This is a genomic window from Nannocystis sp. RBIL2 (genome assembly GCF_026626745.1).
Classification (GTDB): Bacteria; Myxococcota_A; Polyangia; order Nannocystales; family Nannocystaceae; genus Nannocystis.
Genome location: NZ_JAPNJW010000001.1, coordinates 1,948,337 through 1,973,206, shown reverse-complemented (window position 1 = coordinate 1,973,206; position 24,870 = coordinate 1,948,337). Strand labels below are relative to the sequence as shown.

Annotated in this window: 16 protein-coding genes; 9 read left to right on the top strand and 7 right to left on the bottom strand. The window is 71.5% G+C overall.

Translation table 11 applies throughout. The features are described 5' to 3' along the window. The first annotated feature begins 38 nt into the window (after window positions 1-38). The 7 genes from OV090_RS50550 (at window position 39) to OV090_RS07755 (ending at window position 7,341) form a co-directional block, all read left to right on the top strand. The gene (locus OV090_RS50550) at window positions 39-440 is read left to right on the top strand and encodes an FHA domain-containing protein (protein WP_267702876.1); all 402 of its coding nucleotides are present in this window, start codon (window positions 39-41) and stop codon (window positions 438-440) included. A 41-nt stretch (window positions 441-481) separates the two neighbouring features. Continuing rightward, a complete protein-coding gene (locus OV090_RS07780) occupies window positions 482-955 on the top strand; it encodes a hypothetical protein (RefSeq protein ID WP_267702875.1) in 474 nt (157 codons plus the stop codon). Between the two features lie 361 nt (window positions 956-1,316). Then, a complete protein-coding gene (locus tag OV090_RS07775; RefSeq protein ID WP_267702874.1) occupies window positions 1,317-3,821 on the top strand; it encodes a DUF4157 domain-containing protein in 2,505 nt (834 codons plus the stop codon). Window positions 3,822-3,906: 85 nt separating this feature from the next. Next, entirely contained in the window at window positions 3,907-4,671 is a 765-nt protein-coding gene (locus OV090_RS07770) for a hypothetical protein (RefSeq protein WP_267702873.1), read from the top strand. Window positions 4,672-4,702: 31 nt separating this feature from the next. Further along, window positions 4,703-5,560, top strand: coding sequence for a hypothetical protein (locus OV090_RS07765; RefSeq protein WP_267702872.1), 858 nt, complete (start codon window positions 4,703-4,705; stop codon window positions 5,558-5,560). 124 nt (window positions 5,561-5,684) lie between these two features. Then, complete coding sequence (locus tag OV090_RS07760; protein ID WP_267702871.1) at window positions 5,685-6,452, top strand: hypothetical protein; 768 nt, start codon at window positions 5,685-5,687, stop codon at window positions 6,450-6,452. A gap of 124 nt (window positions 6,453-6,576) precedes the next feature. Then, on the top strand, window positions 6,577-7,341 hold the full coding sequence (locus OV090_RS07755; protein WP_267702870.1) for a hypothetical protein: 765 nt from the start codon (window positions 6,577-6,579) through the stop codon (window positions 7,339-7,341). Window positions 7,342-7,364: 23 nt separating this feature from the next. Here the strand turns inward: OV090_RS07755 and OV090_RS50545 are convergent, their stop codons facing one another. From OV090_RS50545 to OV090_RS07740, 3 genes are all read right to left on the bottom strand, one after another. Then, a complete protein-coding gene (locus tag OV090_RS50545) occupies window positions 7,365-9,692 on the bottom strand; it encodes a membrane dipeptidase (protein WP_267702869.1) in 2,328 nt (775 codons plus the stop codon). Window positions 9,693-10,036: 344 nt separating this feature from the next. Beyond that, complete coding sequence (locus OV090_RS07745) at window positions 10,037-11,293, bottom strand: peptide-N-glycosidase F-related protein (RefSeq protein WP_267702868.1); 1,257 nt, start codon at window positions 11,291-11,293, stop codon at window positions 10,037-10,039. A 286-nt stretch (window positions 11,294-11,579) separates the two neighbouring features. After that, window positions 11,580-12,095, bottom strand: coding sequence for a hypothetical protein (locus OV090_RS07740; RefSeq protein WP_267702867.1), 516 nt, complete (start codon window positions 12,093-12,095; stop codon window positions 11,580-11,582). 877 nt (window positions 12,096-12,972) lie between these two features. Between OV090_RS07740 and OV090_RS07735 the strand changes: the two genes are divergently transcribed. Continuing rightward, complete coding sequence (locus OV090_RS07735) at window positions 12,973-14,661, top strand: DUF4403 family protein (RefSeq protein ID WP_267702866.1); 1,689 nt, start codon at window positions 12,973-12,975, stop codon at window positions 14,659-14,661. Window positions 14,662-14,753: 92 nt separating this feature from the next. Here OV090_RS07735 and OV090_RS07730 read toward each other — a convergent pair whose 3' ends face one another. Beyond that, the gene (locus tag OV090_RS07730; RefSeq protein ID WP_267702865.1) at window positions 14,754-15,806 is read right to left on the bottom strand and encodes an NAD(P)-dependent alcohol dehydrogenase; all 1,053 of its coding nucleotides are present in this window, start codon (window positions 15,804-15,806) and stop codon (window positions 14,754-14,756) included. Window positions 15,807-15,892: 86 nt separating this feature from the next. Here OV090_RS07730 and OV090_RS07725 point away from each other — a divergent pair, with 86 nt between their 5' ends. Next, window positions 15,893-16,789: a LysR family transcriptional regulator gene (locus OV090_RS07725; RefSeq protein ID WP_267702864.1), complete on the top strand. Its 897-nt coding sequence runs from the start codon at window positions 15,893-15,895 to the stop codon at window positions 16,787-16,789. A gap of 64 nt (window positions 16,790-16,853) precedes the next feature. Here OV090_RS07725 and OV090_RS07720 read toward each other — a convergent pair whose 3' ends face one another. The 3 genes from OV090_RS07720 to OV090_RS07710 all read right to left on the bottom strand — a co-directional run bounded on the left by OV090_RS07720 (window position 16,854) and on the right by OV090_RS07710 (window position 24,861). Then, a complete protein-coding gene (locus OV090_RS07720) occupies window positions 16,854-21,869 on the bottom strand; it encodes an AAA family ATPase (protein WP_267702863.1) in 5,016 nt (1,671 codons plus the stop codon). 645 nt (window positions 21,870-22,514) lie between these two features. Continuing rightward, on the bottom strand, window positions 22,515-23,495 hold the full coding sequence (gene galE / locus OV090_RS07715; RefSeq protein WP_267702862.1) for a UDP-glucose 4-epimerase GalE: 981 nt from the start codon (window positions 23,493-23,495) through the stop codon (window positions 22,515-22,517). A gap of 4 nt (window positions 23,496-23,499) precedes the next feature. After that, a complete protein-coding gene (locus OV090_RS07710; RefSeq protein WP_267702861.1) occupies window positions 23,500-24,861 on the bottom strand; it encodes a family 1 glycosylhydrolase in 1,362 nt (453 codons plus the stop codon). Between the last annotated feature and the right edge of the window lie 9 nt (window positions 24,862-24,870).

Sequence of the window (24,870 nt, the reverse complement as noted above, 5' to 3'; positions counted from 1 at the left end):
CGAGGCGCGAGGCGCGGGGCGCGTGCTACCCTGGTGGCGTGGTCGAGGAGGCGTTTTGCTGCGGTGCGTGTGCCCACCTGGCAGCGGCGGGAGATCACGAGGCGGCGCCGGCAGGCCCGCCGCTGCGCTTCGCGCTCGCCGAGGACGGGCGCCCGCGGGGCGCGTGGGTGGTGTTCGGCGGTCGCGCGGTCGCCCTCGAGCGGGCGGTCACGGTCATCGGTCGCGCGCCGGGCTGCGACCTCGTCATCGACGACGTGACGCTGTCGCGCCGGACGTGCTCGATCAGCTTCGACGGCGCCGGTCATTGCATCGTCACCGATCTCGACAGCGCCTGCGGCGTGGTCGTGAACGGCCGCAAGGTCACCCGCGCGGGCCTGCACGCGGGCGATCGCGTGTATGTGGGGAGCGTCGTGTTCTCGGTCGCGCCGCGGCCCGAATGACGCCGGTGGATCAGCGGCTCTTTTGCGGATATCCTGCGCCGATGGCCACGCAGAGCGACCTGCTCGGGACATGGATCGAGGACACCTACGATCCGGACGAGGACACCGAAGATCGCCACGACCACATGATGGAGCTCCACGTGCTCGTGCTGAGCCGGGACGCTGCGGGGCGGAAGATCGCGCGCTACGGGCAGATCTACGCGTCGAATTACGGCACCGACGAGAAGTTCGGCGAGGGCACGTTCCGCGCCACGAAGGACCGGCTGGTCGTCGAGCTGCCGGAGCTGCGCGATCGCAGCAATGCGGCAGGGATGGGCTACGAGAGCCGGCGCTGGCAGGTGCGCGCGTGCACGCTCGAGTTCCGGCGGGTCGACGAGGATGAGGAGCCCGTGCTGACGAGCCACCTGGATCCCGGCTCCCCGACGGTGCCCGAGGCGCGCTTCGTGCGAGTGACGGACCCGAGCCGCGAGCTCGCGCAGCTCGACGAGCTGTCGGCGCGCATCCGCGGCGGATAGGCGCGCGCGAGCGGGCGGATAGGTGCACCCGGTAGCGCGGAGTCCTGGCGAGCTCTGCGTGGGCGACGGGGCGGTCGCGTGCTGTCGTCGGTGAATCTGAAATCGCTCCCGCGACGCGAGCGGCCTCGCAGCCGGTGTTCAGAGCCGAGCCGATGGTGTCGACGAGTCATTGGGGCAAAGCGAACCTCTCCTCGGTAAAGGCGCGAGGCTGCGGAGACGAACGCATCTTCGCTGCGCGACCAGCGGCATGCGTGTTCATCGCAGAGGCGCCCGAATCGACCACGGGCCCAGCGGCCGCGTCGACGATCGCTCATTCAATTTCTCCGGCTCGTGGATGACGCATTCGATATACTGCGGACAGATGGGCTATACCTACGCGAGACGCGCCCCGGCGAACGCTGCGAACGCCAACGTCAAGGAAAAACCGTATGCGAGGAATGGATCCACGCATTGCCGGGTCGGCCGCGCTGCGGCCGATCCGGACGGCGCGCCTTCCTCGCTGCAGAGCATGGCGCAACGCGGCGCCGCCGAGCGGGAGGCCGCGAGCGCGGTTGCGTCGGAATCGATCGCCGGCCTCGGCTTCCGACTCCAGGCCAAGCTGGAGGTCTCGACGGCCGACGATCCGCTGGAGCGCGAGGCCGACAAGGCGGCCGAGCGGGTGATGCTCGCGCAGGAGCAGCCGCAGGCGAGCGGCTCCCATTCGAATCGGGCGCCCGCCCGTCGCATCGTGAGCCTGAAGCGGGTCGAGCCGGTCGCGCGCGCCGCCGCGGAGCCGCGAGCGCCCAGCGATGGCTCGCCGTCCGCACGATCGGACGAGTTCGCGGGGCGGATCGCCGCGCTGCGCGGGCGCGGTTTGCCGCTCGCACCTCGTGACCAGGCGTTCTTCGGGCAGCAGCTCGGCAGCGACTTCAGCCGCGTGCGCGTCCATGCCGACGGCGAGGCCGGCGCGATGGCACGATCGCTGCGCGCGCGCGCCTTCACCGTGGGACCCGACATCGTGTTCGCACCGGGCCAGTATGCGACGGGCTCGCGGGAGGGGCGACGGCTGCTGGCCCACGAGCTCACGCACGTGGTGCAGCAGGGGTACGCCCGCGATCCTTCGGCACCGTCACCCGCCGGTCGCGCCGTCCCGGGCATGATCTATCGGGCGCCGGCCGGCCCCACGGCCGACGATCCGGCCCACGCTGCCGATCCCTTCGACGAGAGCGCCTATGCATCGATGGGCTACTGGTGGCGATCGACGGCGACCCAATCGACCAAGCCCACGCTCGCCGAGGTGCGCGCCGCGATCGTGGCGTCCGGGCAGGTGGACGAGACGACGCTCGCCGAGAGCGCAGAGACCTGGGTCCTCCGCGGTCCCGACCAATATCCCTACTGGTCCTTCCGCCACCCGTCGAAAGGTGTTGTGGCGCGAGCAGCCGTCCTGGTCGCCGGTTGGAGCCGCGAGGAGGGCACGCTCTTCGACATCTGCCTCTTCGCCCCTCCATCGCGGACGAGGCGCGCCGTCCGGGTCGAGCCGCCCAGCGCGATGATGCTTCAAGCCTCGCACCAGGTCGCCGAGGACGCCGTCCCTTGCATTCCGGTCGACACGAAGTCAGACATCGACTGGGGGATCGCCGGTCGCTCCTTCGCCAGCACGGCCGCCACGGGGCTCGCCGTGGTCGCAGGTGCGGGCCTCCTGGTCGGCCTCGAGGTGCTGACGCTGGGACAGGTCACCTGGTTGCTGGTCGGACTCGGGCTCGCGTCCGGCGGCAAGGCGCTGGTGGACCGGCGACAGGAGGCGCAGGACGCGGGCGTGGAGGTGCCATTCGAGAATTCCGTGATCCATGCGGCGGGTGACGTGGTCGGCGCGAGCCCGCTGGTCGAGGGCCTCTCGGGCACGCGGCTGGGGACCGAGCAGACGCTCAGCACGGAGGACCGCTCGCAGCTGCTCGGCAGCGGGCTCGGAGGGGTCGCCACGGCCTGGGGAGGGCCGAAGACGTTCGCGGGAAGCACCCAGATCGGTCTGCGGCGGCCGGGTGGAGTGCCCGCGAGTCCCGGAGGCGCGACCCCGCTGCCGCGCATCGTGCCCGTGCGCACGCCGGCGCCGCACCCCGCGGCCGGTCCGGTGGAGCGAGCGATGGCCGAGGCCCTCCCCGCGGAGGTGCGGCTCGGGTTCTACCGATGGATGGAGGAGACCCATTCCACTCGCAAGACTCAGGACGTCGAGGCGATGCTCTCCAAGATGCCGCCACATAAGATCGAGGCGACCTTGAGAGAGCAAACTAAGGCATATAGAGCCGAGCTCGACGACGCGGACGCCGCGGTTCGGACGCACAGCGATCCGCTGGATCCCGCCCTCAAGTACGAGTTCGAGGAGGGCGGCGTGAAAGTGAAATTTTCTCGCAAGGTGATGTCCGACGGCGAGATCGACCAGGCGCTGGAGATCTCCGCGAAGACTGGAGAGACGTTCGTGCTGTTCAGCGAGACGCCGATGGGTGGAGATTATCCGGGGATCGACGGAGTGAGCGAGACGAGCGGCCGTCCGGTGTCCCTCAAGCGATCCCACGGTTCAGCGAAGGTCAACCTGGTGCGCGTGCATGCGGTCGACGCGCTGGTGAAAGCTCGGGATGCCGGTTACTCACACGTGGAAGTGCATATCACGATGCACGGTTCCACGATGGCCCAGGTCAAGGCCGCCTGGAACGGCACACCAGGACATCACCGGGGCAGCGGGCCCATCTTCGACGACAGGGGTACGATCGCCCGCTACGTGATCCACGCCGGCAAGGAGGTCTTCGTTGTCGCGCCGACGCCGAAGCTGATGGTACCCTTGCAAGTCCCGAGCGCGCTCTCGGACCAAGAGGAAGCGAAGTCGAGTGAGTGAGACCCCGTCGTCATCGTGCATCGTGGGCGAGGTGGGGCCCGGCCGGGCGGCCGAGGTGGTCCGTGGAGCAGCCCGCAGGCTCGGGATGTCGGTCGCCGCGGGCGATGCTGCGACGCGCAATCTGCCAACGGGAGTCTCCGCCTTCGAGCTGTCCTGGGTCGGCAGCTGTACGCCGATCGGCGGCACCGGCGAGCTGACCGTGCGCTTCCGCGGGCCGTCGGCGACCGCGGCCGCCGTCTTCGCCGCGCTGTCCGCAGAGACCGGCGGGTTCGTGCTGAGCGAGTCGGTCGGCGCGTGGTATGCGGGACACTCCGTGGCGTTCGATCCCTTGGTCCGCGACTCGTCGCTGGCGAAGCTCGTCCTGCGATTGAGCGGAGGTTCGGATTTCTGGGAGCCGCATCCCATCACCACCGAGCGCACGACGTGGACGCTGCTCGGCGTCCCGAGGTTGCCGCGTATGCCGGATCCGTTCGCATGCGCGGTCTTTCCGCTGGTCAACGCCGACGAGTTCGCCGGGGCCTGGGCGCGCGAGGCCGCGACCGCCACGGCAGGCTGGGCCTGGCGGGAGTTGCTCGCCCCGCCGCTCGATGTCGCGTGCGCGTTCGTGATGCTTCGACGCGGCGGCCGCGGCGATCCCGAGCTGATCGAGCGGCTCGTCCGGTCGCTCGACGCGCTGCCTGCCGCAGCCTTCGAGCTCTTCGGCAATGGGGGCATGAGCTGGTGGATCGCCCCCTCGCATCCGTGTGACACGGAGCCCCTCCATGACGTCGCCGCGCTGATCGAATTCCTCCGCAACGCCTCCATCATGATGGGAACCTGGCCCGCGGCGATGGCCTGGCCGATGGACTGACGCGCACGACATCAGGAAGAGGCGAAGTCGAGTGAGTGAGACCCCGTCGTCGTCGGGCATCGTGGGAGGGGTCGACGCCGACCGGGCGGCCGACGTGGTTCGTGGCGCGGCCCGCAGGCTCGGGATGTCGGTGGTCGCGGGCGACGACGCGACGCGCAAGCTGCCGGCGGGAGTTCTCGCGTTCGAGCTGACGTGGATCGGCAGCCGCGCGAGGCTCGGTGGCGTCGGCGAGTTGACGGTGGACGTCCACGCATCGTCCGCGACTGCGGCCGCTGTCTTCGCCGCATTGTCCGCCGAGACTGGCGGGTTCGTGCTGAGCGAGTCGGTCGGCGCCTGGTACGCGGGCCACTCCATGGCCTTCGATCCATTGGCCCGTGAATCGTCGCTCGCCAAGCTCCTCCGCCGCCTGAGCTGGGCGCCGGATCTCTTGGAGCCGCACGCCATCACCACCGAGCGCATGACGTGGACGCTGCTCGGCGTCCCGAGGTTGCCGCGTATGCCGGATCCGTTCGCATGCGCGGTCTTTCCGCTGGTCAACGCCGACGAGTTCGCCGGGGCCTGGGCGCGCGAGGCCGCGACCGCCACGGCAGGCTGGGCCTGGCGGGAGTTGCTCGCCCCGCCGCTCGATGTCGCGTGCGCGTTCGTGATGCTTCGACGCGGCGGCCGCGGCGATCCCGAGCTGATCGAGCGGCTCGTCCGGTCGCTCGACGCGCTGCCTGCCGCAGCCTTCGAGCTCTTCGGCAATGGGGGCATGAGCTGGTGGATCGCCCCCTCGCATCCGTGTGACACGGAGCCCCTCCATGACGTCGCCGCGCTGATCGAATTCCTCCGCAACGCCTCCATCATGATGGGAACCTGGCCCGCGGCGATGGCCTGGCCGATGGACTGACGCGCACGACATCAGGAAGAGGCGAAGTCGAGTGAGTGAGACCCCGTCGTCATCTTGCATCGTGGGCGAGGTGGGGCCCGGCCGGGCGGCCGAGGTGGTCCGTGGAGCAGCCCGCAGGCTCGGGATGTCGGTCGCCGCGGGCGACGACGCGACGCGCAACCTCCCGGTGGGAGTCGCCGCGTTCGAGCTGTCGTGGGTCGGCAGCTGTACACCGATCAGCGGCGGCACAGGCGAGCTGACGGTGCGCTTCGATGGGCCGTCGGCGACCGCGGCCGCCGTCTTCGCCGCGCTGTCCGCAGAGACCGGCGGGTTCGTGCTGAGCGAGTCGGTCGGCGCGTGGTATGCGGGACACTCCGTGGCCTTCGATCCGTTGGCCCGCGACTCGTCCCTGGCGAAGCTCGTCCTGCGATTGTGCGGGGATTCGGACTTCTGGGAGCCGCATCCCATCACCACCGAGCGCACGACGTGGACGCTGCTCGGCGTCCCGAGATTGCCGCGTATGCCGGATCCATTCGCATGCGCGGTCTTTCCGCTGGCCAACGCCGACGAGTTCGCCGACGCCTGGGCGCGCGAGGCCGCGACCGCCACGGCAGGTTGGGTTTGGCGGGAGTTGCTCGTCCCTCCGCCCGACGACAAGTGTCCGTTCGTGATGCTGCGACGCGCAGGCCGCGGCGACCCTGAACTGATCGATCGGCTCGTCCGGTCGATCGACGCGCTGCCGGCCGCGGCCTTCGAGCTCGTCGGCAATGGGGGCACGATGTGGTGGAGCAGTCCCCCGGATCCGCGGGAGACGGAGCCCCTCACCGAGGTCGCCGCGTTGATCAAGTTCTTCGGCCGCGCCGCCGTCATGATGGGGACCTGGCCCGCGGCGATCGCCTGGCCGATGGACTGACGCGCACGACACCAGGAAGAGGCGAAGTCGAGTGAGTGAGACGCCGTCGTCATCGTGCATCGTGGGCGAGGTCGGGCCCGACCGGGCGGCCGAGGTGGTCCGTGGAGCGGCCCGCAGGCTCGGAATGTCGGTCGTCGAGAGCGACGGCGTGACGCGCAGCCTGCCGGCGGGAGTTCCCGCGTACGAGCTGTCCTGGGTCGGCAGCTGTACGCCGATCGGCGGCACCGGCGAGTTGACGGTGCGCTTCGACGGGCCGTCGGCGACCGCGGCCGCCGTCTTCGCCGCGCTGTCCGCCGAGACCGGCAGCTTCGTGCTGAGCGAGTCGGTCGGCGCGTGGTATGCGGGCCACTCCGTCGCCTTCGATCCCTTGGCCAGGGACTCGTCGCTGGCGAAGCTCGTCCTGCGATTGTGCGGAGATTCGGACTTCTGGGAGCCGCATCGCATCACCACCGAGCGCACGACGTGGACGCTGCTCGGCGTCCCCAGATTGCCGCGTATGCCGGATCCGCTCGCATGCGCGGTCTTTCCGCTGGTCAACGCCGACGAGTTCGCCGGCGCCTGGTCGCGCGAGGCCGCGACCGCCACGGCGGGCTGGGTTTGGCGGGAGTTGCTCGTCCCTCCGCACGAGGCCACGTGCCCGTTCGTGATGCTTCGACGCGGCGGCCGCGGCGACCCTGAGCTGATCGAGCGGCTCGTCAGGTCGCTCGGCGCGCTGCCTGCCGCGGCCTTCGAGCTCGTCGGCAATGGGGGCACGACCTGGTGGATCGACCCCACGCATCCGCGGGAGACGGAGCCTCTCACCGACGTCGCCGCGCTGATCAAGTTTCTCGGCTACGTCGCAGTCGTTATCGGGACCTGGCCCGCGGCGTTCGCCTGGCCGATGGACTGACGCGCGCCGGTCGGCTGGAGCGCTCAGCGGCCGAGCTCGGCCGATCGCGCCTCGGCCAGCTCCCACATGCGAATGTAGCCCTCGGCCGAGCGGAACAGCGGCTCGAGGTCCGCCTCGTCGACGGCGTCGCGGCGGGCGTCCTCGATGAGCTCGGGCAGCAGGCCGATGTGGGCCAGGCCCTCGGTGTTGAAGTCGATCTCGCGGTTGCCGACAGCAGGCGGGGTGAACTCGATGTCGCCGGCGAACGACGAGAAGGGATAGGTGACCGGGTCGGTCTGCGGGAGCGGGCACACGCCGTCGCCGAAGCGCGGGCCGCGGGCGCCGGCGAAGCCGTTGAGGTCGAAGCCGAAGCCCTCGGCCGGGTAGCCGCCGTTGTCCATGATGAACTGGATCTTGTCCTTGAAGCCCTGCACGGTGGTGCCGGGGGCGTCGCCGCGGCAGACGCCGAAGCCGCCGGCCGAGACGCCGCCGAGCTCGTACAGGACGCCGCCGTTGTTGCGCCCGTGGCTGCCGATCGGCGGGTAGTCGGCCGCCTGCAGCATCTCGTAGGCGCGCACGTAGGACCACTGCGGGAGGTGGTCGACCTCGATGATCATGCCGCGCGCCATCATCTGGCCGATCATGTGCTCGCCAAGCGCGGTGAGGGTGGCGTTCTGACAGTAAGGGCCCTCGAGCGCGGGCTCGGTGATCTGGCCGAGGTACATGCCGGTGGTGGTGAGCGGGGCGGTCGCGAACTTGCTGTTGTCGATCGGCGCGGGCGAGTCGTAGACGTCGCGCGGCATGTTGAGGCCGCCGAAGTTGACGTTGCCGCTGTCGAAGCCGCCGACCTGCGGCTCGGGGCAATCGAGGGTGAAGTTGGACCAGTGGCCGCTGTTGGCGAAGTTGCCGAGCTCGATGAAGGCGCGGTCGCCGTCGCCGGGCGAGAACTTGTTGTCGTACTTGTGGACCGGGAAGACGGCCCGCACGCCGAGGTCGTAAAAATGGTCGAGCTGGGCCTCGACGTAGGCCTCGTCGCAGGTCGGGTCGCCGTCGTGCGGGGTGAGCTTGCAGTCGAACAGGTTGGAGGTCTCGATGCCGAGGATCACCGCCAGCTTGCCGCCGGCGATCACCTCGCGCGCCTCGGCCGGGGTGTGGACGACGCGGAACCACCCGAGCCCGGGCCCGCCCGACTGGGCGTCGATGTAGCGCTCCATCGCGTAGGTCTCGTCGATGATCCGGTCGACCGCGGTCATGTCGTCGCAGCCGTAGCGGCTCTTCTGGATGCCCTCGCCGATCATGAAGTCGCAGATGATCGCGTTGGTGGTGGCGTGCTGGACGACGAGGCGCAGGCCGGCGAGGTAGGCCCGCTGCAGCCACAAGTAATATTGCGTCTGATGCGTCGAGCGCCGCGGGCCGTCGGGCCACTCGGTGAAGTCGGGCCAGCCGGCGGTGGCGTGGGCGTCCTCGCTGAGCTGCTTGGCGACGAGGTCGGGCAGGAGGCTGGCGAGGTCGGCCTCCTCGTTGCCGGAGTTGTCGAAGATGTAGCCGAAGAAGTCCTTGCGCCCCATCTCGCCGTGGGAGATCGAGCAATCGGGCAAGGCGTGCTCGACGCCGAGGCGGTGATAGGCGCCGCCGTGGAACAGGCCGCCGCCGCCGAAGGCGTAGTTGGAGTGGATGTGCGAGTGGGTGTCGACGATGCCGTAGAGGTCGCCGTCGTCGAACATGGTGCGGGTGATCTGGCCGCTGGCGTCGAGGCTGAGCTCGGGGTGCTGCTTGCAGCCCTCGGCGGGCTCGAAGCTGACGGGCACGCCGTCGTCGGCGAGGGCGTCGGCGCCGAGCAGGCGGTCGTTCCGCCGGTTGCGCAATTGATACTGCGACCATTCGACCGTCGAGGTCTCGAGCGTCCATTCGGCGCCCGAGACGTAGGCGTCGTCGATGAGGGTGACGTCGGACTGCAGCGCGGTCTGGCGTAGCAGCGGGCCGTCGTCGGCGACGAGGTAGCCGCCGTCCTGGTCGTAGAGGAGGTAGGTGCCGAGGTCGGCGGCCTTCATGGTAAAGCGGGCGGCGCCGGCCTTGTCGGCCGCGAAGGCGAAGCTGGCCGGGTCGCCGGCGGCCAGGTAGCGCTCGCCGCTGCGCAGCGAGAAGCAGCCGCCGGCGAACTTGTAGGTGTCGAGCATCGGCGGCTCGCCGGTGGTCTCGGTCTCGCCGGTCATGCCGACGGTGGTCGTCGGCACGGTGCTCTCGCCGGTCTCGCTGGGATCCGTGCCGCTGCTCGTATTCTGCGTGTCGCTGGCGGCGTCGGTGGCCGCCGGATCGGTGGAGCAAGCAATCAGCGCAGTCAGGCCAAGCGGAACGAAGTAGAGGTGGCGCACGATGGCCAGTGTATCCGAGCGGCCTCAGCCGGTGGCTGGCGTGGTCGATGAGCCTTGGTTCATGCTGCGGGCGCGGCGTGAATTTGCGCATGGCTGCAGACAGCTCGCGGCGCGTGGACCTCGACCCGTCCGAGAGAAGGCTGGGCGCCGACGCTGGCGGCAGACGCGGTTCGCGGGGCCGCGGCGATGAAAGGAGGGCCGGCCGGAGGGGCCCGCTGCGGGCGCGAGGCCGGGGAGACCTCCGCGGGCGGGCGCAGGAGATCGCGCGATGCTGCCGTGCCGCGGTCGCGGCACGGCCATCGCGTTTTAAAGAGGCGAGGTCCGGCGGCCCCGAGGCGGTCTCGCTACTCGGCCTGCACGTAGAGCGAGAACGGGAAGTTGCCCTGCATGTCGACGAAGGTGGCGTCGGGGACGTCGATCACGAACTCGTGCTGGCCGGCGCTGGCGGCCCCCCAGGGGATGATGCGGGTGTCGATCACGTCACCCGGGCACCAGTTGCTGAACGACTGCCAGTCCGCGTCCGATTGCGGGTAGGGGCCGTAGATGCCGTTGGGCTGGGTGTTGAACGGGCGGAACGGCTCGCACGAGGTGCGGCCGGGCTTGTATTGCAGGACCATTTCGCCGTCGACGTAGACGTAGTGCTCGCGGCGGATGTACTCCTCGCCGCCGGCGTTGGCGCCGTGGTTCGAGGTGATCAGCACGAGCTGGGCGTTGGCGGTGTCGGCCGGGAGCTCGAATTGGACGGTCTTGCGGGTGGTGCCGAGCTCGTCGCTGGCGCCCTCGGTGTAATTGTTGAAGTCCTGGCCGATGGCGACGGGCACCAGGTGCGTGAAGGTCGGGGCCGGCTGCTTGCTGTCGGTGTAGAGCAGGAGGGTGCCGAGCTGGGTGTCGTTGCGGCCGGCGCAGCCGTCGACCTCTTCGTTGGCGGCGTAGGGCACGCCGAAGATGTTGAGCTCGAACCAGAAGTCGTACTCGGCGAGCAGCTCCGGGTCCTTCAAGATCGGCACGAGGTCGCTGGCCTGCCATTCGTAGGGCACCGTCATCGGGTGCTTGTTCATGTCCATGAACGGAGTGATGAATCGCGCGACCTCGATGCGGTCGACGTCGGCGGGGACGTAGGTCTGCGCGCCCTTGGGGACGAGCGCGAGGTTGACCCCGCCGAGCCGATCGTAGTTGTCGCACAGGGCGCCGACGATGACGCCGAGCGTCAGGGTGGTCTGGACCTTGGCCTGCATCTCCTCGGTGAAGCGCGTGGCCACCAGCGCGTTGCTGTGGCGGATCACGCCGTCGGGGATCGGCTCGTCGACGGTGGCGGCGTAGCCGTCGTAAAACACGATGTCCTGCAGGACGGGGAAGGCCTCGGGCGCGGGCGGCGGTTCGTCAGGGCCGGTGGTGCTGACGTCGCTGGTGCCGGTGGGCGGCTCGGTGGCGGTGGTGTCCCCGGTGGTGCCGGTGGGCGCGTCGGTGGTGCCGGTGCTCTCGGGACCGCCGGTGTCGCCGGTCGTGCTGGTGCCTGTGCCGTCGTCGGCGCCGCCGGAATTGGTACACGCCGCGAGCAGGGCCAATAGACAGACACACGAGGTCACGCGAAGCAGGCTCATCGTCCGAGCGTACCAGAACGCGGGCGCGGGAGCGCGCGCGAGCGAGGCGTCAGGCGGTGGCCGGCGCACCTGGCGACGGCGGAGGGCCGCGCCGCCGGCTGCAGCGGCGCTGGCTCACGCGCCCGCGAGACCGGAGATCTGACGCGCAGCGACGGAGCTGATGGGAGAGCCGGTGGGAAGAGTAAAGAAATGGTGGCACTCGTGCTCGATGGATTCGTCGCGGCGCGCTGAAGCACTGCCGCGAATCGTGCCGGGCCGCGGCGCGGGGCCGCGGGCCCGAGCGCGGTCAATCGAGGGCCGAGGAGAGGATCTGCAGGTCCTCGCACAGGCCGATGCAGTCCTCCCCGCCGTTGGTGGGGTTGCATTCGTCGTTCGGATCGTCGATGCACACCTGGCCGGGGGCGCATTCGAAGCCCTCGGGACCGCCGCAGTGGGCGATGGGCGGCGTCATGCAGACGCCGAGGCAGTCGGCGCCGCCGGCGTCGGGGTCGCAGCTGTCGCTCGGGTCGTCGACGCACGGCTGGCCTCCCGGACAGTCGAAGCCCGCGACGCCGCCGCAGGAGACCGGATCGTCCGGTTGGCAATGGCCGGGGCAGTCGCTGTCGCCCTGGGCAGGATCGCAGTCGTCGGCGCCGTCGTCGCGGCACTCCAGCCCCTCGGGGCAGAGCAAGCCGACGGCGCCGGCGCAGGGGATGAGGTCGGACGCGTCGCTCTTGCGGGCGTCGGTCGATTCTTGATCGCAGGCGAAGCCGAAGGCAAGGGTGAGCGCGATCCAGGCGAGGTTTTGGTGCTTGGTACGCATGTTTTTTCCCTGACCCGGCCGAGGGCATCGGCCACGCGAAAAGCGAGCGGGCATCGCCGCGAGCGGGGCGTATCGCGGCGATAAGCCGAGATAACGGCGATCGAGCGCGGGCCGGCCGAGGCGAGGTGGCGCGGATACGCGTGTCCACAATGGGGTGAGCGCAAAACACGCGCGTGGGATATCGATGCACATGCAGCAGGCTCGAGCGCGCGGCGAATGATGCGTCGAAGCGAGACTGCGCAGTCGCCGACCGGGGAGAGAGATGCGAGTGCTGTGATTGCGAGACTCGCGGTGTTTGCCGCGAATGCCGGCCATCCGACGCTCACGCGGCGCCGAGCTCGGGCTCGCGTCACGTGGACGGCCGTCGGGGCGCGAACGCGGCGGAGACAGGTCGAGGCTGCCGGTGCGACCTGGTCGCCGAGACAGGTCGCGGAGGGCGGAGCGACGTGGTCGAAGAGACAGGTCGAAGAGGGGGGAGATGACGAGGGGTTCATGATTCGGCCGCGCGGGGCGGATCGCTTCGCCGCGAACTCGCGCTTTGCCGGATCTGTGCGCGGCGTGAGCACGCTCAGGTCGTTGGCGTCGCGCCGAGCTCGAGCACCGCGTGCCCGGCGCGTTCGGGGTGCTCCGCATGCTCCGGCCGAGGCCGGCGCCTGCTGCGCGAGCGCCTCTGCTTGCGAGCTGGGGCGCCCGGAGGGCTCCACGCGGCGTGGCGGGGTTGCGGGCGCGCATACGCGGGCGCGAGGGGCAGGGGCGATGGCGCGCCGGTGCGGGACGGCTTCCCTGGCGGGGCCGTGCCGGCGATGCTCGGCCGGCCCGAGGTCCGCGACCGCGCGAGGTGAAGCGCGCCCGGATTTCGGAGTCTGAGGACGGCACGATGCTCCCGACACCCAAGCTCACCTTCGCGACGCTGCTCGCATTCCTCTGCAGCTGCACCATCGTTCGCGTGCCGTATTCAGGGCCGAGCTCGCCGCCGCGGGGCGCAGCGGGCAAGCCCAAGCCGGCGAAGGGGAAGCCGAAGCCGAAGCCGTCGAGCCAGGCCCCGACCAAGCAGCCGACGCCGAAGCCCGCCAAGCCGTCGGGCCCCGGCAAGCCGGCCAAGCCGAAGCCGCAGCCGAAGCCGCCCACGCCGCGGCCGGCTCCGAAGCCGGAAGAGCCGCCGCCGAGCGTGCGCGAGGGGACCCAGATGGTGGTGCCGCTGCGCGTCGCGTTCGACGAGTCGGTGAAGAAGGTCGACAGCCTGATCCAGAAGACCATCACGCAGGACTGGCAGGTGGTCAGCGACCCGAAGTCCGCGACCAAGATCGAGGTCCGCTACACGGTCTGGCGCGACCCGATCAAGGCCAAGTTCGACGACGGGCGGCTCGATGTGAACGTGAACGTGCGCTACGCGGCGGACGTGCGCGCGTCGACGAAGATCGGCAAGCGCGTCATCTGGATCACGAAGGGCGAGACGTGGGGCACCAAGGCCGAGCCGCAGCGGGTCGCGGCCAAGTTCCACGCCGACTTCAAGATCCAGGACGACTTCCGCGTGACCGCCGAGGCGAAGCTCGACGACATCGACTTCGGGCCGGCGCCGAGCGGGCAGGTGTGCGTCAAGGCGCTGGCGAAGGTGTGCATCACCAAGGAGACCGTCGCGCCGATGGTCAACAAGAACCTGCAGAAGCAGCTGGTGCCGAAGATCGAGCAGGCGCTGGACCAGGCCGACGCGCAGTTCGAGAAGCAGCTCAACCTGAAGAAGCAGGCGCAGACGCTGTGGACGGCGCTGCAGCAGCCGCAGTCGCTGCAGCAGCTCGGTCAGGGCCGCTGCCCGACCGAGGCGGGGGCGATCTGCTCGACCCCGGCGTGGCTGGTCGCCAAGCCGACGGCGATCGGGGTGTCGCAGCCGCGCATGGACGGCGACGACCTCCGCGTCGACCTCGGCCTCGCCGGTCAGCTGGTGGTCCAGCTCGGCGACAAGCCGGCGGTCAAGCCGACGCCGCTGCCGAAGCTCGAGCCGGTGACCGGTGCGCCCGGGTTCGCCTTCAAGTCGCGCCTGCACCTGCCGCTCAGCCAGCTCAACGAGGAGCTGAGCAAGCGCGTCGCCAACGTCAAGCTCGACGGCCGCAACACGTCCGACATCGTGATCACGTACGTGAAGCTGGTCGACGCGTTCGAGGGCCGGCACCCGCACCGCCTGTCGTTCGCGGTCGGCGTCGGCGGGGCGCTCCGCGGCGAGCTCAAGCTGCAGGGCGACCTCGAGTGGGACCCGAGGGCGCGCGAGCTGTCGATCGAGAACTTCGACTACACGGTCGACACCGACAACGAGAAGCTGCAGAAGCTGTCGCAGTCGCAGTACGCGGCGCTGCGCAAGCTGGTGGCCGACAAGGCCCGCTGGAAGCTCGACACCAAGGCGGCCGCGCTCACCGAGTCGGTGACGAAGGCGCTCGGCGGGGTGCTGGCCGGCAAGCTGCAAGTCAACGGCGAGCTCACCGACTTCCAGCTCGAGAACTTCAGCGTGAAGGACGGGGTGGTCGACGCGGCGGTGGCCCTGGCCGGCAAGCTCGACATCGCGTACACGCCGTGAGCGTGGCCCGCCCGCGTCGCGCGGGCGGCGAGTGAGATGACTGAACGGACATGTTCGTACGAGCATGTCCGTTCGGACGTTTCGGCGCGGCGCTACGGCTCGCGGTCCAGCGACTGCATGTCGATGACGAAGCGGTAGCGGACGTCGCCGCGGCCCAGGCGGGCGTAGGCGGCGGCGAGGTCCTGGATCGGGAGGAGCTCGATGTCGGCGGCGATGCCGTGGCGGGCGCAGAATTCGAGCATGCGCGCGGTCTCGGGGATGCTGCCGATGGCCGAGCCGGAGATCGACTTGCGCTGGGTCAGCAGCTCGAAGGCGTGCACGCTGCCGGGGGCGTCGGGCATGCCGATCAGCACGAGGGTGCCCTCCCGCCGCAGGAGCCGCAGGTAGGCGTTCCAGTCGAGGGTGGCGCCGACGGTGACGAGCACGAGGTCGAATCGGTCCGCCAGCCGCGCGAAGGTCTCAGGATCGGAGGTCGCGTGATAGTCGTGAGCCCCGAGCGCGAGGGCGTCGGCCCGCTTGGCGTCGGTGCGGCTCAGGACGGTGACGTCGGCCCCGAAAGCGCGCGCCAGCTTGACGCCGAGGTGACCGAGGCCGCCGAGGCCGACGATTGCGACCCTGCTGCCCGGGCCGACGCGCCAGTGGACGAGCGGGGAGTAGAGCGAGATGCCGGCGCACAGCAGCGGAGCGGCGGCATCGAGCGGCAAGGCGTCGGGGAGCTCCAGCACGTAGGGGCGCTTGACGACGATCGAGCGCGAGTAGCCGCCGTAGGTCGGGGCGCCGTCGTGCTCGCGGCCGTTGTAGGTGGCGACGAGGTCGGCGAGGTCGCGGTGCTCGTGCTCGCGGTCGCAGCGGCCCTTCGAGCAGCCGCCGTCGACGAAGCAGCCGACGCCGACGCGCGCGCCGACGGCGAGGTCGGTGACCGCGCTGCCGACGGCGCGGACGATGCCGGTGATCTCGTGGCCGGGCACCATGGGGTATTCGGCGCCGCCCCACTCGTTGCGGACCTGGGACAGGTCGGTGTGGCAGATCCCGCAATACGCGACGTCGATCACGACGTCGTCGGGGCGGGGCTCGCGGCGGACGATGGTGGTCGGCGCGAGGCCGCTGGTGGCCGACTGCGCGGCGTAGGCTCGGACTTCGGGCATGAGGCTCCTTCGCCGCCAGGCTAGGCACCGCGGCGGCGGTCGAGTAGAGAGGCCCGGCAGGAAGGGCCGATGAGCGAGGTTCAACAATGAGGCGCGAGGACTGGCCGGACCTGGCGGTGTTCGTGGCGGTCGCCGAGGCGCGCAGCTTCACCAAGGCGGCCTCGCGGCTCGGGCTGTCGACGTCGGCGATCAGCCACGCGATGACGGGGCTCGAGGAGCGCCTGGGCCTGCGCCTGCTCCACCGCACGACCCGCAGCGTGGCGCCCACGGCCGCGGGCGAGCGCCTGCTGGCGACGCTGGTGCCGGCGATGGAGGGGGTGGCCGCGGCCGTCGACGGGCTGGCCGAGCTGCGCGACGAGCCGGCCGGCTCGGTGCGGTTGACGGTCCACCGCGACGCGGCGCTGCGTCTGCTGGCGCCGCGCCTGCCCGAGCTGACGCGCAAGTACCCGCAGGTGGTGCTCGAGATCGTGGCCGACGACCGGCTGGCCGACATCGTGGCCGACCGCTTCGACGCAGGGGTGCGCCTCGGCGACCTGGTCGACAAGGACATGGTGTCGGTGCGGATCGGTCCCGACGAGCGGGCGGCGATCGTGGGCTCACCGGAGTACTTCACGCGGCATCCGCCGCCGACGACGCCGCAGGAGCTCCGCCAGCACCGCGCGGTGAGCTATCGCCACTCGTCCGGGGTGCTCTACAAGTGGGAGCTCGAGAAGGACGGACGCGCGCTCACCGTGGCGATGGAGTCCGCGCTGGTGACGAACGAGCCGCAGCTGATCGTCGAGGCGGCGCGCGCAGGGGTCGGCCTGGCCTACGCGCTCGAGAGCCACGTGGCGGCGCAGGTGGCCGCGGGGGCGCTGGTGCCGGTGCTGGCCGACTGGTGCCCGCGGTTCCCCGGGAGCTTTTTGTACTGGCCGAGCCGCCGCCACGTGACGCCGGCGCTGCGGGCGGTGATCGAGGTGCTGCGGATCGATCGCGGGCGCTGAGGGCCGAATCAGCGGATGATCCTCGGGACATGCTCATTTGGGCATGTCCGATGAGACATGCGAGTCAATGGGCGGCGCCGCGGGGCTTGCCGGCGAGCTGGCGCATGGCGAAGGCGATGCCGTCCTGCAAGGTGCCGTGCGTCGCGATGTCGCGCAGATCGATGCCGAGGTCGACCAGCAGCGAGGCCGTCGCCGGGTTGACGCCGGTCAGCACCGTGCGGGCGCCGAGCAGGCGCAGCGCCGAGGCGGCCTGGATCAGGGCGATCGCGCCGCCGGTGTCGATGCCCTTCATGCCGGTGACGTCGAAGATGACGACGCGCATGCGCCCGGCCTCGGTGCCCTGGAGGGCGGTGTGCAGCAGGTGCTCGCAGCGGGCGGTGTCGAGGGTGCCGATGAGGGGCATGACGACGATCGCGTCGGTGATCGGGATCATCGGCGTCGACAGCTCGGCGAGCATGGCCTGCTGCAGGCGGATCATCTCCTCCTGCATGGCGGCGCGGGCCTGCTCGGCCCGTTCGCGCTCGCCGAGCTCGGCCGACAGGCGCTCGTTGGCGGCCTGCAAGTCGGCGGTGCGCTGGGCGACGTCGGCCTCGAGGCGCTCGTTGGCGCCGACGACGTGGCGGTAGAGCAGGGCGTTCTCGACGGCGGTCACCGCCTGGGCGCACAGCACCTGCAGCAGCTCGACGCGGCCGCGGCTGAAGGCGTCGCGGATCAGGTCGTTCTCGACGACGAGGATGCCGCTGGTGCGCCGGCGGTGGGCGAGCGCGAGGCACAGCACCGACTTGACCTGGCGAGCCGCGAGCGCGGGGTCGGCGGCGAAGCGGGCGTCGCGGGCGACGTCGCCGAGGACCAGCGCCTCGCGGGTGCGAGCGACGTAATTCACGAGGGTGGCCGGGACGTCGGGCCGGGCCGCCAGCGGGGTGCCGGGGACGACCTCGACGACGTCGCTGTCGGCCGCGGCGACCGCCGCGAGCTCGAGCGCGCCGTCGCGGTCGAGCAGGAGGTACACCCGCGTGCCGCCGGCGTTCTGCATGACGATGCGGACCAGCCGGTCGAGCAGCTTGTCGAGCTCGATCTCGCCGACCAGCGCCTGGCCGAGCCGCACCACGGTCGTAAGATCGAGCGCGGCCCCGCCGTCGGCCCCGCCGCCGTCCTCCGGCGCGGGAGCGGGCGGCGCGAAGGGGGCGGTGGCCGCCTGCGGGAACTCGCGGGCGATCAGGGCGGCCTTGGCCGAGGCGCCCCAGCGCACGAAGCCGTCGTGAGCGGACCGCATGTACACCGGGGCGATGACGTGGCGCTGACGCTCGCGGTAGAACTCGCCGCACAGGGCGTTGGCCAGGGCCTCGTACTGGGTGAAGCCGTGGCGCCGCGCCGAGGCGATCGCCTGGTCGTACAGCTCCTCGGCCTCGAGCGGCCGACCGGTGACGCGCGCCTCCTCGGCGCGCACGAGCAGGTACTTGTGCTCGAAGTTGTCGGGGCAGTCGTCGGCCCAGCGCGCGAGCTTGAAGATGCTGTCGCGCAGCAGGTCGCGGTCGCCCAGCGCCTGGCTCGGGTCGACGACGCGGGCGCGCGCGCACACTGCCAGCGCCTCGTAGAGGTGGAAGGTCGCCTCGATCGGCATCGCCATCACCGCGCCGAGGACCTCGCGCGCGGCGGCGGCGGCGGTCAGGGCCTCGTCGTGACGGCCGTAGGTGTAGAGCAGGATCAGGCGGATGATGTGATGGAAGGCGATGCCGCAGCCGAAGCTGGCGCGGCCGAGGACGGCGAGGCACTCGCTGGCGTCGAAGTCGTCGCTGTCGAGCAGGGTGCCGGGGCGGACGCGGCCGTCCAGGCTGTCGAGGAATTGCTGCTGCAGGCGGATGGTCTGATAGACGGCCTCGTTGTTGCTCTCGCGCGCGAACGCGGCGAACCGCTCGGCCGCCCGGCGGGCGTCGCTCAGCGGGTCGCCGACCTCGATGTGCTGCCAGACTGTCTCGAAGGCCAGGAATGAGGCGTACACGAGGTCGCCGGCCGACACGCAGGCGTGGAAGGCCTGCTCGAGGATCGGGAAGTCGGTGCGCAGCGGGCGGCGCCAGAAGTTGATGTGGTCGCCGTGCAGGTGGAGCAGGGTGCCGCGCAGCTTGGTGTTGCCGAACCGCTCGTTGAGCTGGATCGACATCTCCGAGAAGGCGTAGCCGGCGGCGGCGTCGGCGAACACCGCGACGAGCATGAAGCCGTACACGCTGTAGGCGAAGCACGAGTCCTCGGCGTTGCCGTGGCGCAGCGAGAAGTTGACGGCCCGCAGCGCGAAGTACGGGAACACCTTCGGCCGGCCGATGTAGGCGCACGGCATGATGCCGACCATCAGCGAGAGGATCGCGCGGTGGGTCGGGTCGGTCATCAGGGGGGCGTCGAGCAGCGAGGGGATCGGGCGCCCGGCGAGGTTGCCGGCGATCGCGGAGGCCTCGTCGCTCATGGCGCTCTGCAGGGCGGCGTCTTGCTCGGGCAGCTCGACGCCGAACAGGGCGAGGCCCCGCACGCCGAGGTCGACGCCAGCGTCGTAGCGCCCGGCGACCTGGTAGAGGCGCATCTGCAGGATGTAGACGTTGGCGCGATCGACGTGGTCGCGCGCGCGGGCGTGAATGACGTCGAACAGCTGCTCGGCCCGCTCGAAGGCGCCGGCCAGCGACTCGCACTCGGCGAGCTCGCAGTGCAGGGCGTAGGCGTGGGCGTAGTCATGATCCCAGGCGCCGGGGGCCAGCAGCTCGATGCCGACGCGCAGGTACTGGGCCGCGGCCGCGTAGGCGGTGGACCTCTTGGCGTGGCGGCCGACGACGAGGTCGAGCGCGGAGACGTGCCGCCGCTCGTCCGGGTCGACCATCTGCTCGCGGCCGCGGCCCAGGTGGTCGACGACGTCGAACAGCTCGTCGGGCCGCGGGTCGGCGCCGAGCCGCGCCAGCAGCAGCCGACCGATCTGCAGGTGCGTGGCGGGCCGCTCATCCTCGGGGACGAGCGCGTAGGCGGCCTGCTGCACGCGATCGTGGGCGAAGTGGTAGCTCAGCCCTAGGGCGCCGTCCTGCGCGGGCGCGGGCGCGGCGTGGTGGACGAATCGGTAGTCGTTGCTGTCGGGCAGGACGAGGTTCTCTTCGAGCGCCTCCCACAGCGCGGCCGCGGTCGCCTCGGGTGATTCGCCGCAGATGGTGGCGAGGGCGGCGAGGGTGAACTCGTGGCCGATGCAGGCGGCGAGCCGCAGCGCCCGCTGGGTCGCCTCGCCGCAGCGGCGCAGCCGCTGGCCCATGAAGTCGACGACGTTGGCGGTGACCTCGCGCGCCTCGATCGCGGCGAGGTCCCAGGTGAAGCCGCCGTCGCCGGCGCCGGGGTGGAGGAGGCCGTCCTGATAGAGGCCGCGGAGGAACAGGCCGACGAAGAACGGGTTGCCGTCGGTCTTGCGCCACACGACCTGCGCGAGCGGCATGGCGCGCAGGGCGGTGCCGCCGAGCACGTCGGCGAGCAGCTCGCCGACGTGCTGCGGGGCGAGCGGGCCGAGCGCGAGCGAATGGACTGCGAGGCCCTTGCCGCGCAGCTCGTCGGCGGCGAGGGTCAGCGGGTGCGTCGGACCGACCTCGTTGTCGCGGTAGGCCCCGACCACCAGCAGCCGCCGCGGCGAGGGGGAGGTCAAGCACAGCTGCAGCAGCTTGAGCGAGGCGAGGTCGGCCCACTGCAGGTCGTCGAGGAACAGCACCAGCGGGCCGGCCTCGCCGCCGGCGAAGGCCTGCACGAATTCGTCGACCAGGCGGTTGAAGCGGTTGAGCGCCTCGGTGGGCCCGAGCTCGGGCGCGGGCGGCTGGGGCCCGAGCACGTGCGCGAGCTCGGGGACCAGATCGACGAGGACCTGGGCGTGGCCGTCGGCGGCGCGCAGGAGGTCGTCGCGCACGCGGGCCAGGCGATCGCCGCCCTCGCCGAGGGTCTGGCGCAGGAGGTCGCGGAAGGCCTGCACGAACGGGGCGTAGGGGGCGTTGCGCGCCAGCTGGTCGAACTTGCCGGCGACGAAGGTGCCGCCGTCGCGGGCGATCGTCTTGTGCAGCTCGTGGACGAGGGCGCTCTTGCCGATGCCGGAGTAACCGGCGACGAGCAGCAGCTCGCTGGCGCCGCCGCGCACCCGCGCGAACGCGGCGAGCAGGGTCTGCAGCTCGTCGTCGCGGCCGTAGAGCTTCTGCGGCAGGCGCAGCGCGGCGGCCCCCTCGTGGCGCCCGAGCGGGAAGGCCGGGATGGCGCCGCCGGCGTCGAGTCGGCGCAGACACTCGCGCAGGTCGGCCGCGAGGCCGCTGGCGCTCTGGTAGCGCTCCTCGGGCGCCTTGGCCAGGAGCCGCATCACCAGCGCCGACACGACCTCGGGCACGTCGACGAGCTGCCGCGGCGGCGTGGGCACGCGGGCGATGTGGCCGTGCACGAGCTCGAGCGGGTCGTCGCCGGGGAACGGCGGGGCGCCGGTGAGCATGTGGTAGAGCGTGGCGCCGAGCGAGTAGAAGTCGCTGCGCAGGTCGAGCGAGCGGTTCATCCGCCCGGTCTGCTCGGGCGACATATAGGCGAGGGTGCCCTCGAGCGCGTCGAGGCTGGTGGGCCGCTGGGCCTCGACCGACAGCCGCGTGGCCAGGCCGAAGCCGATCAGGTGGACCGCGAGCGGCTCGCGGCGGACGACGAGGTTGGCCGGCTCGACGTGCTTGTGGATGATGCCCCTGGCGTGGACGCCGACGAGGATGTCGGCGACGGCGGCGGCGATCGCCAGCGCCTCGCGCACGGGCAGCCGACCCTCGCGCAAGACAGCATCGAGGGGCTCGCCGGGCGGCGAGGCGAGCACGAGCGCGAGGCGGTCGCCGTGGTGCTCGAGCGCGTGCGCAGCGACGACGCCGGGGACCGCGAGGCCGCGGAGGATCGTGTATTCGTGCTGCAGCCGGGCCAGGTCGCGGGCCGTCGGCGGCGAGCGCCGCAGCAGGCGGAGGGTGACCGGGGCGCGGTCCTCGGTGCGAAACCCGCGATACAGCGCGGTCTCGGCGTCCTCGTGCATCGGTTCGACGATCGTGTATTGACCGAATGTGGGCATGCCGGCTCGTCTCACCGAGGCGCGCTCCGAGGGAGCGCTCGCAATAATGCCAGGACCCTACTCGTCATCCTCGGGCTGAGTCAAGCCTCGGGGGCGAGGGCCGCGCCGGCGGCCGGTGCCGAGATTGCTTGTCGGTCCGTCGCGGATATCATGGCACTCGTCGCCGCCGCGCCGGCCCCGCTGCGGCCGCGCAGGCGCCAGGAGGGCCGCTACGCGGGCTCTGCAGCCGCGACGCCGGACCGGCGCCCGGCCGCGCCGGCCGGCTCGCGCGGACCAGGTCGGCCCGCGCCGCGAGGATTGTCGAGCTCCGTATGCTGCCACTCCTCCCAGTCGGGCGGCGTCGGATCGCGCGCCCGCGGCAAATCACGGCGGGCCTGGAAGACAGGGGCACGGATCGCGAGGCGTCGGGCGACGCAATTGGGGGTGGACCGGATAGCAGGTTGCCGCGCGGTGGATCGCGGGCCGCCCGTGTCGGCGTCTGCAGCGGGTCACGGGTTTGCGGGCGAGGTCGCGCGAACGTGCGGCCTCGGGCCGAGCCTTCCGGCGATCGGCGAGGGTTGCCCTGCGGTCCCGCCCTCGCGGGTCCGGCGAATCCTCGGGAGCTCGGGCGGACGCGCGTCGCGAGATCGTCGCGACTCCGACGAATCAATGGGCGTAGCCGCGCGGGTGGCCGCGCAGCCACGTCCACGCCGATTCGACGATCGTCGCCAATGCGCCGAGTCGCGGCTGCCACCCGAGGTCGTGCTGGATCCGCGCGGAGCTGGCCACCAGGACAGCCGGGTCGCCGGCCCGGCGCGCGCCCAGTCGCACCGGGATCGCCGCGCCCGTCACCGCGCGCGCGGTGTCGACGACCTGGCGCACGCTGTAGCCGGCGCCGCCGCAGCCGAGGTTGTAGATGCAGCTGCCGCCGTCCAGGCCCGAGAGCGCGAGGACGTGGGCGCGGGCGAGGTCGACGACGTGGATGTAGTCGCGGACGCAGGTGCCGTCGGGGGTCGGGTAATCGTCGCCGTAGAGCGTGACGTACGGGGCGCGGCCGAGGGCGACCTGCAGCACCAGCGGGATCAGGTGGGTCTCGGGGTCGTGGCTCTCGCCGCAGCGGGCGCTGGCCCCGGCCGCGTTGAAGTAGCGCAGCGAGGCGGAGCGCAGGCCGTAGGCGCGCTCGTACCAGGCGAACGCCCGCTCGAGGGCGAGCTTGGTCTCGCCGTAGGGGTTCGTCGGCCGCGTCGGCGCGGTCTCGTCGATCGGCTGGGTCTCGGGCTCGCCGTAGACCGCGGCGGTCGACGAGAACACCAGGCGATGCACGCCGACCTCGACCATGGCGTCGAGCAGGCCGAGCCCGGCGACCACGTTGTTCTCGTAGTATTTGGCCGGGCTCTGCACCGATTCGCCGACCAGCGAATCGGCGGCCATGTGGACCACCGCCTCGACGCGGGCGTGGCGGAGCAGCCGGCGCACCAGGTCGGCGTCGCGCAGGTCGGCGCGGACCAGCTCGACCCCGGCGGGGACGGCGTCGGCGTGGCCCTTGCTCAGGTTGTCGATCACCGCGACCTCGTGGCCCGCGGCCAGGAGCTCCTCCACGACCACGCTGCCGATGTAGCCGGCGCCGCCGGTGACGAGTACGCGCATTGGTTCACACTCCTCGCGGGACGGCCGCGTCGATGGGGCCCGGGCAGGGGCCGCTGGGGTGGCGACGCGCCCGCGCCGGCGGGTAGTGCAGGCGCGACGCCTGGCGCCACCAGCCGGGCGCGGCCAGGGCCGGGTGGCGGGCCGCGGGCGCGGCGGCGAGGCCGGCGAGGTAGCGCGCGAGCTCGGTGGGGCGCGGGCTGCCGTCGCGCACGTCGAAGGCGCCGGGCTCGTATCGACCTGTCTCTTGGGTCACGAGGCAATGCCAGTCGTAGGCGCCGAACAGCGACCACGCAGTGACCGCGCGGACGTCGATCCCGGCGGCCCGGCAGCGCTCTGCGGCCCGCCACAGCTCGTCGAACCAGCGGATCTGCTCGTCGACGTCGCAGGCGAGGTGGGCCTCGGTGACCGCGACGGGCAGCCGGTAGCGACTGCCGAGCTCGTGGAGCAGCTCGTAGGCCCACGGCATGCCGTCGTCGCACACGCGGACGGCCTCGACGTCGACGTAGCGGTGGCGGCCGTTGCCGCCGGCGGGGAGGTGGGGGTAAAACTCGAGGCGGTCGTCGAGGAAGCGGACGCTGGTGATGTAGTGATTGGCGCCGAGCAGGTCGGGCGGCGGATGATCCCGCAGGACCGCCAGCTCGTCGTCGGCGATCCCGGACGCCCGCAAATAGGCGTACATCGGGTGCTCGCGGTCGACCCGGCCGCACAGCAGATCGTGCGAGAGGAAGCGGCGCTCGTTCTCGAATTGGGCCTGGTAGAGCAGCGCGGGGGCGGCCAGGACGGCCCCGAGGTCCTCGGTGTGGACCAGGCGCGCGCCGGGCTGGACGCGACGGATCTCCCGCATCGCCGCCTGGGTCGCCAGGCATTGATTCACCAGAGCGCGGCAGAACGACGCGTCGCTGCGGTGATGCGGGTACCAGTGGCCGTACAGCCCGCTGAAGCGGGCGGTCGTCAGCGGCTCGTTGACCGGGGTGTAGAGCTCGACCCACGGGTAGCGGCGGGCCACCTCGCCGGCGAAGCGGGCCAAAAGGCGCGGGAATTCGCGGTCGAGCAGGTCGGTGTGCGGCGGCCCGCTGCCGTGGTGGAGCAGGCCGACGATCGGGGTCAGGCCGCGCGCGCGCAGCAGCGCGAGGCGGCGGTCGGGCCAGGCGAAATCGTGGCACCCCGGCGAGCGCTCGGTCCGCTCCCACAACACGGGGTAGCGGACGACGCGGACGCCGAGGTCGGCGATCGCGTCGATGTCGGCGTGGCGGTGGTGATGGCCGCTGGCGACGAGCTGGTCGTGGAAGCGGTCGCCGACGCGATTGACGGTGCATTCGACGCCGCCCCACAATTCCAGGGGGGCCGGGGTGGGCGTGGGCTCCATGGCGTCCTC